Origin of the sequence: Cellulomonas algicola (assembly GCF_003851725.1) — a bacterium.
Classification (GTDB): Bacteria; Actinomycetota; Actinomycetes; order Actinomycetales; family Cellulomonadaceae; genus Cellulomonas; species Cellulomonas algicola.
The window spans coordinates 1-5,973 of sequence record NZ_BHYL01000003.1 but is presented as its reverse complement, the minus strand read 5'-3'; the positions used below and the strand labels follow the sequence as shown (position 1 = coordinate 5,973).

General features: G+C 76.0%; 7 protein-coding genes. 5 read left to right on the top strand and 2 right to left on the bottom strand.

Annotation, left to right across the window (positions count from 1 at the left end; all coding sequences use genetic code 11):
* On the bottom strand, window positions 1–823 hold an 823-nt coding region (locus CTKZ_RS00130), incomplete at its 3' end, for a YhgE/Pip domain-containing protein (RefSeq protein WP_124341014.1).
* Between the two features lie 37 nt (window positions 824–860).
* The gene (locus tag CTKZ_RS00125; RefSeq protein ID WP_200829587.1) at window positions 861–1,616 is read right to left on the bottom strand and encodes an AAA family ATPase; all 756 of its coding nucleotides are present in this window, start codon (window positions 1,614–1,616) and stop codon (window positions 861–863) included.
* A 142-nt stretch (window positions 1,617–1,758) separates the two neighbouring features.
* Between CTKZ_RS00125 and def the strand changes: the two genes are divergently transcribed.
* From def to CTKZ_RS00100, 5 genes are all read left to right on the top strand, one after another.
* On the top strand, window positions 1,759–2,247 hold the full coding sequence (gene def / locus CTKZ_RS00120) for a peptide deformylase (RefSeq protein ID WP_124341013.1): 489 nt from the start codon (window positions 1,759–1,761) through the stop codon (window positions 2,245–2,247).
* A 139-nt stretch (window positions 2,248–2,386) separates the two neighbouring features.
* On the top strand, window positions 2,387–2,887 hold the full coding sequence (locus CTKZ_RS00115) for a DUF3145 domain-containing protein (protein ID WP_124341012.1): 501 nt from the start codon (window positions 2,387–2,389) through the stop codon (window positions 2,885–2,887).
* 147 nt (window positions 2,888–3,034) lie between these two features.
* A complete protein-coding gene (locus CTKZ_RS00110) occupies window positions 3,035–3,520 on the top strand; it encodes a hypothetical protein (RefSeq protein WP_124341011.1) in 486 nt (161 codons plus the stop codon).
* Window positions 3,507–4,364, top strand: a complete 858-nt coding sequence (locus CTKZ_RS00105) for an FAD:protein FMN transferase (protein WP_124341010.1) — start codon at window positions 3,507–3,509, stop codon at window positions 4,362–4,364. The genes CTKZ_RS00110 and CTKZ_RS00105 overlap by 14 nt, the downstream gene beginning before the upstream one ends.
* Window positions 4,361–5,878 (top strand): FAD-dependent oxidoreductase, encoded by a 1,518-nt coding sequence (locus CTKZ_RS00100; protein WP_124341009.1) that lies wholly within the window; start codon window positions 4,361–4,363, stop codon window positions 5,876–5,878. The genes CTKZ_RS00105 and CTKZ_RS00100 overlap by 4 nt, the downstream gene beginning before the upstream one ends.
* Window positions 5,879–5,973: the final 95 nt, after the last annotated feature.

Sequence of the window (5,973 nt, the reverse complement as noted above, 5' to 3'; positions counted from 1 at the left end):
GCCCGGACACGCCCGCGACGAGCCCGTCGACCTGCGCGGCCGCGGCGTGCACCCCGTCGGCGACCTGGGCGCTCCCGGTCGCGAGCCTCCCGGCTGCGGTGTCGGCCTGCGTCGACCCGTCGGCGAGGCGTGCGGCGCCGTCGCGGACGTCGGCGGCCCCCGACGACGCCTGCTCGGCACCGTCGGCCAGCTGGCCCGCGCCGTCGGCCAGCGTGCGTGCGCCCGCACCGAGCTGGTCCGCGGCGTCGCGCAGCCGGACGGCACCGTCGGCGGCCTCGGTGAAGCCGTCGTGCGCCTGCGAGAGCCCGACGAGCACCGCGTCGACGGCCTGCTCGCCCGCGGTTGCCGAGACGGCCGCCGTGATGCGCTCCATCGCGGTGCGGCCGAGCGACGTGACGAGGAACGAGTTGGCGTCGTCGTAGGCGACGTCGATGCGCGCCGAGCGCGGGGAGTCGCCGCCGGCGGAGACGAGGTCGGCGGAGAAGTCCGCGGGCACCGTGACGCTGAAGTAGTAGCGGCCGGAGTCGACGCCGTCGGCCGCGTCGGCGGGGTCGGTGACGACCCAGTCGAGGCGGTGCTCGTCGACGAGCCGGTCGACGAGGTCGGCGCCCGCGTGCACGGGCTCGCCGTCGCGCGTCGCGCCCGCGTCGGCGTCGACGAGCGCGACGGGGATGCGGTCGAGGTGCCCGGTGGGGTTCCAGAACGCCCACAGGTACAGGACGCCGTAGAGCAGCGGCACGACGATCATCGCGACGACGGCCAGGCGGGGCAGCGTGCCGCGGCGGAAGCGGCGCAGCTCGGTGCCGGCGGTGAGCGAGAGCATGACGGTCCTCGGGGTGCGGTGGGTGACGGGAGACGGGTCAGAGGGGGAGCGCGACGACGGTCGGCGGCGTGACCCAGCGGGTGCGCGTGACCTCGTCGGCGCTCGCGCACGCGGCGACGACCGTGAGGCCGCCCGCGGCGAGCCGCTCGAGCCGGGTCCAGACGACCTGGCGGCGGGCGTCGTCGAGCACCTGGTCGACGTCGTCGACCACGAGCAGACGGGGTCGTTGCAGCAGGGCGAGGCCGAGGCGCAGCAGCATCGCGTCCAGCTCGTCGAGGTCCCAGGCGACGGTGCCCGGCGCGGGCACGGGGCGGTCGCCGAACGCCGGCGCCAGTGCCTCGTCGAGCGTGCGCCGGGTGAGGCGGGGCTGGCGTCGGTACCAGGGGCCGAGCCAGGCGAGCCGCTCGCGGACGAGCGCGCCGACCGTGACGGACTGGTCGAGGTCGTCGATCCCGCCGAACCCCGCGATCGCCGCCGCGCTCTGCACGGCGCGGCGCTCCCGCGGCAGGCGGTGCCCGAGCACGTCGAGCCGTGCGTCGGCGTCGGGGACCATGCGGCCGGCGAGCGTGAGCAGCAGGCTCGTGCGACCCGAGCCCTGCGCGCCCTGGACCAGCACGAGCACGCCCGGCGCGACGTCGAGGTCGACGGGTCCGTACACGCGTCCGCGCGGGCCGTGCAGGGCGAGGTGCCGGGCGCGGACGACGGGCGGCTCGGGTGTCGCGTCGGGCGCGGCGGGGCCGTCGCTCGCGGCGCCGGGGGTGGGGTCGGTGCCGATCTCGGCGGAGGCGGTCATGTGGCGGGTTCCTTTCTGACTGACCGGTCAGTACAAAGGTACGCCCGCTTCGTCGGCTTGTCGGCGCCGTGCGGTGTCTCGCTCCTCACACGCCGCCTCCGGACGGCCCTGGTCCGCGTCCCGGGCATGAAAGGATCGACGCATGGCCATGCGAGAGATCCGCACCGTCGGAGACCCCGTCCTGCGTACCCCGTGCGACCCGATCACCGCGGTCGACGACCGCGTCCGCTCGCTCGTCGAGGACCTCCTCGAGACGGTCGACCACGAGGGTCGCGCCGGTCTCGCGGCCAACCAGATCGGCGTCGGCCTGCGCGCGTTCTCGTGGAACATCGACGACGAGATCGGCTACGTGCTCAACCCCGTGATCGTCGAGCTCTCCGAGGACGAGTACCAGGACGGCGACGAGGGCTGCCTCTCGGTCCCGGGTCTCTGGTACCCGACGCGCCGCGCCTGGTACGCGCGGGTCGTCGGCACCGACCTCGACGGCAAGGAAGTCGTCGTCGAGGGCACCGAGCTCATGGCCCGGTGCCTCCAGCACGAGGTCGACCACCTCGACGGGATGCTCTACCTCGACCGCCTCGAGCGGTCCGTGCGCAAGAAGGCGATGCGGGCGATCCGCGAGCAGCTCTGACGCATCCCCGCCCTGGTGCTTGGCGGTGACGCCGCACGTCGGGCATAGTGTGCACAGCACGCCGCGAGACCGTGAGTGCTCCTGAGCAGGACCCGAGGACGTTGGGGAAGGCGAACCTCGAGCCGACCAGGAGGACGACATGGCAGGTGCGATCACCCGCGGTGTTCTTTTCGTGCACTCTGCGCCCCGTGCGCTGTGCCCCCACATCGAGTGGGCAGCCGGGAACGTCCTGACCGCGCGGGTGACCTTCGACTGGACCCCGCAGCCGGCAGGACCCGGCTTCTACCGTGCCGAGCACTCGTGGCAGGGACCCCAGGGCACCGGCGCGCGGCTGGCGTCCGCGCTGCGCGGGTGGGCGCACCTGCGGTACGAGATCACGGAGGAGGCGAGCCACGGCGTCGACGGCTCCCGCTGGAGCCACACGCCCGAGCTCGGGATCTTCCATGCCGCGACCGACGTGCACGGCAACGTCGTCGTCCCCGAGGACCGGATCCGCGCCGCGCTCGAGCACGCGGACGACCCGGCACGCCTGCGTGCGGAGCTCGACCTCGCGCTCGGCCAGGCCTGGGACGACGAGCTCGAGCCCTTCCGCTACGCGGGCGCGGGCGCACCCGTCCGGTGGCTCCACCGGGTGGGCTGACCTGCACCGACGTCTCGCTGCGTGAGCGCCTAATCGATTCGCGCGTGGACAGCCTGCCGACCCCGTCCGCCAAGGTGTGACCTCGGGCGTCGCCCCCTCGACGCCTGCCGACCCGGGACAGCCCGGGCCACGAGAGGACGCACCCCGATGACCACGCCCCGCACGCCCGCGCTCGCCCTCGCGGGCCTGACGCTCGCCGCCGCCCTCACGGGCTGCGCCGCCGACGCGACGGCCGCCGACGGCACGACCGCCGCGGGCGGTGCCGCAGGGACCGGCGCCGCCGGCGCGCAGGGCGACGCGAGCGGTGCCGTCGGCAGCTCCGCGTCCCCGACGAGCCGCATCGTCGACGGCACCTACGTCGGGGTCGGCATCTACTCCTCGCCCGCGGGCAAGGAGAGCATCGAGGTGACGCTCACCGTCGACGAGGGCATCGTCGCCGCGATGGACGTCGCGCCGCAGGCGACCAACCCCACCTCGCAGACGTTCCAGTCCGACTTCGCCTCCGCCATCTCGGCTCAGGTCGTCGGGATCCCGCTCGAGGACGTCGACGTCGACGTCGTGGCCGGCGCGTCGCTCACGACGCAGGCCTTCGAGTCCGCGCTGGAGTCCGTCCTCGCCGATGCGCGCGCGTGAGTCGTTCGACGCGATCGGCACCCGGTGGACGCTGCGCACACCGGCACCGCTCGACGGGGGGGTGCTCGCCCGCGTCCACGCGTGCGTCGCGGCGTACGACGCGGTGTGGTCCCGGTTCCGTCCCGACTCGCTCGTGGCCCGGATCGCCGCGGCACCCGGCGTGTACGCCCTGCCCGCGCACGGCGTCGCGCTGCTCGACCTCTACGACGTGCTCGACGAGCGCACCGGCGGCGCCGTGTCCCCGCTCGTCGGCCGCAGCCTGGAGCGGCTCGGCTACGACCCCGGGCTGACCCTCGTCCCGGCGGGTCCGCCCGTGCCCGCCCCGCGCGCGGCCGACGTGCTCGCGCGCGACGGCGACCGGCTCGTCGTGCACGAGCCCGTGCTGCTCGACGTCGGCGCCGCGGGCAAGGGCCAGCTCGTCGACCTCGTGGCCGCCGAGCTCGCGGCGTGCGGCGTCGACGACGTGCTGGTCGACGCGGGCGGCGACGTCCTGCGGCACGGTGCGCCGGTGCGGGTCGGGCTCCAGCAGCCCGGCGACGCGAGCCGCGCGGTGGGCGTCGTCGAGGTCGGCGACGCCGCCGTGTGCGGTTCGGGCGTGGACCGGCGCACGTGGGGCGACGGGCTGCACCACGTCGTCGACGCCCGCACGGGTGCGCCCACGCGGGACGTCGTCGCGACCTGGGCCGTCGCGCCCACCGCGATGGTCGCCGACGGCCTCGCGACGGCGCTCTTCTTCGTCGACCCCGAGCGCCTGCAGGTGCGGTTCGACCTCGAGTACGTGCGCATCCACGCCGACGGCCGCGTGCACTGGTCGCTCGGGCTGCCCGGGGAGGTGTTCGCATGAGCCGCGTCGACGACCTGCTCGGCCGCGTCACGACGTACCGGACCGTCTCGGCCGCACTGGGCGTCGTGCTGGCCGCCGCGCTCGTGCTGAGCCTCTCGGGGAGCGTGCACGTCGAGCCGGTCGCGCTGGCGGTGTCGGTCGTCGTCGCGGTCGCCGTCACCCTGCTCGTCAGCCTCGCGTGCGGCGCGCTCTGGCGCGTGCCCGTGCACCGCGAGTCGTCGGTGATCACCGGGCTCCTCCTCGCGCTGCTGCTCCGTCCGTCGACGGCACCCCTCGACCTCGCGGTCCTCGCCGCGGCCGCCGCCGCCGCGGGGGCGTCCAAGTTCGTCCTCGCCGTGCGGTCGCGGCACGTCCTCAACCCCGCGGCGGCCGGCGCGCTCGCCGTGGGGCTCGTGGGCGTCCCGTTCGGCGCGGTGCCGGCCACCTGGTGGGTCGCGACGCCCGCGCTGCTCCCGGTCGTCGCGGTCGCCGCGCTGGCCGTCGTCGTGCGGACCCGGCGCGGGCTGCTCGTCGGGACGTACCTGGTCGTCGCGGGCGGGGTGGTGAGCGTGCGGCTCGTCGGGCTGGGCCTGGCGGTGCCCGACGCCCTGTGGACCTCGCTCGCGTCCTACCCGCTCGTGCTCGCCGCCGCGTTCATGCTCACCGAGCCGCTGACCCTGCCGCCCCGCCGCCGCCAGCAGCTCGCGGAGGCCGCCCTCGTCGGCGCGCTCACCGTCACGCCGTTCACGCTCGGACCCGTGTGGAGCTCGCCCGAGCTCGCGCTCGTCGTCGGCAACGTGCTCGCGTTCGCGCTCGGACAGCGGCGTGCCGTGCGGCTCACCGTCGTGGGTCACCGCGACGTCACGCCGGCCGTGCGCGAGGTCGCCTTCGCGCCCGAGCGCGCGCTGCGCTTCCGCCCCGGGCAGTGGATCGAGCTGCACGTGCCGCACGCGGGCGTCGACCGGCGCGGGACCCGCCGGGTGTTCTCGGTCGCGTCGCCGCCCGGGCACGTGGACGGCGTCGTGGTCGCGTACCGGCTGACACCCGCGCCGAGCTCGTTCAAGCGCACGCTCACGTCGCTGCCGCAGGGTGTCGTGGTGCGCGCCACGTCCGTCGGCGGCGACTTCCTCCTCCCGCGGCGCGCCGACGTCCCGCTGCTGCTGGTCGCGGGCGGGATCGGGATCACGCCGTTCGTCAGCCAGCTCGCGGCACTCGCACGCGCGGGGGAGCGGCGCGACGTCGTGCTGCTGCTCCTGCTCGGGCCCGGTGACGAGCCGCCCTACGCCGACGTGCTCACCGCGTCCGCGGCGCGCGTCGTGGTGGTCGCCCCGACGCCGCCCGCCGTGCTGCCGGAGGGGTGGGAGCACCGTGCCGCGCCCCTGCTCGAGGACGCCGTGCTCCGCGAGGGCGTGCCTGACGCCCACCGGCGGCTCGCGTACGTCTCGGGTCCGCCGCGCATGGTCGTGCACGCGCGCCGCACGCTGCGCCGGGCGGGGGTGCGTCGGATCCGCACCGACGCCTTCGCCGGCTACTGACCCGCGCGGGCGGGTCGGTTCGCCACGCGCGGTGCCGACGCGCGTCGCCGCCGCAGACGCGCCGCGTGCGCCGTGCTGCCGACGCGACGCGCCGC

Excerpts from the sequence above, each read along its gene's own strand:
- CTKZ_RS00105 (WP_124341010.1), top strand. The coding sequence starts at position 3,507 with ATGCGCGCGCGTGAGTCGTTCGACGCGATCGGCACCCGGTGGACGCTG.
- CTKZ_RS00125 (WP_200829587.1), bottom strand. The coding sequence starts at position 1,616 with ATGACCGCCTCCGCCGAGATCGGCACCGACCCCACCCCCGGCGCCGCG.
- def (WP_124341013.1), top strand. The coding sequence starts at position 1,759 with ATGGCCATGCGAGAGATCCGCACCGTCGGAGACCCCGTCCTGCGTACC.
- CTKZ_RS00115 (WP_124341012.1), top strand. The coding sequence starts at position 2,387 with ATGGCAGGTGCGATCACCCGCGGTGTTCTTTTCGTGCACTCTGCGCCC.
- CTKZ_RS00110 (WP_124341011.1), top strand. The coding sequence starts at position 3,035 with ATGACCACGCCCCGCACGCCCGCGCTCGCCCTCGCGGGCCTGACGCTC.
- CTKZ_RS00100 (WP_124341009.1), top strand. The coding sequence starts at position 4,361 with ATGAGCCGCGTCGACGACCTGCTCGGCCGCGTCACGACGTACCGGACC.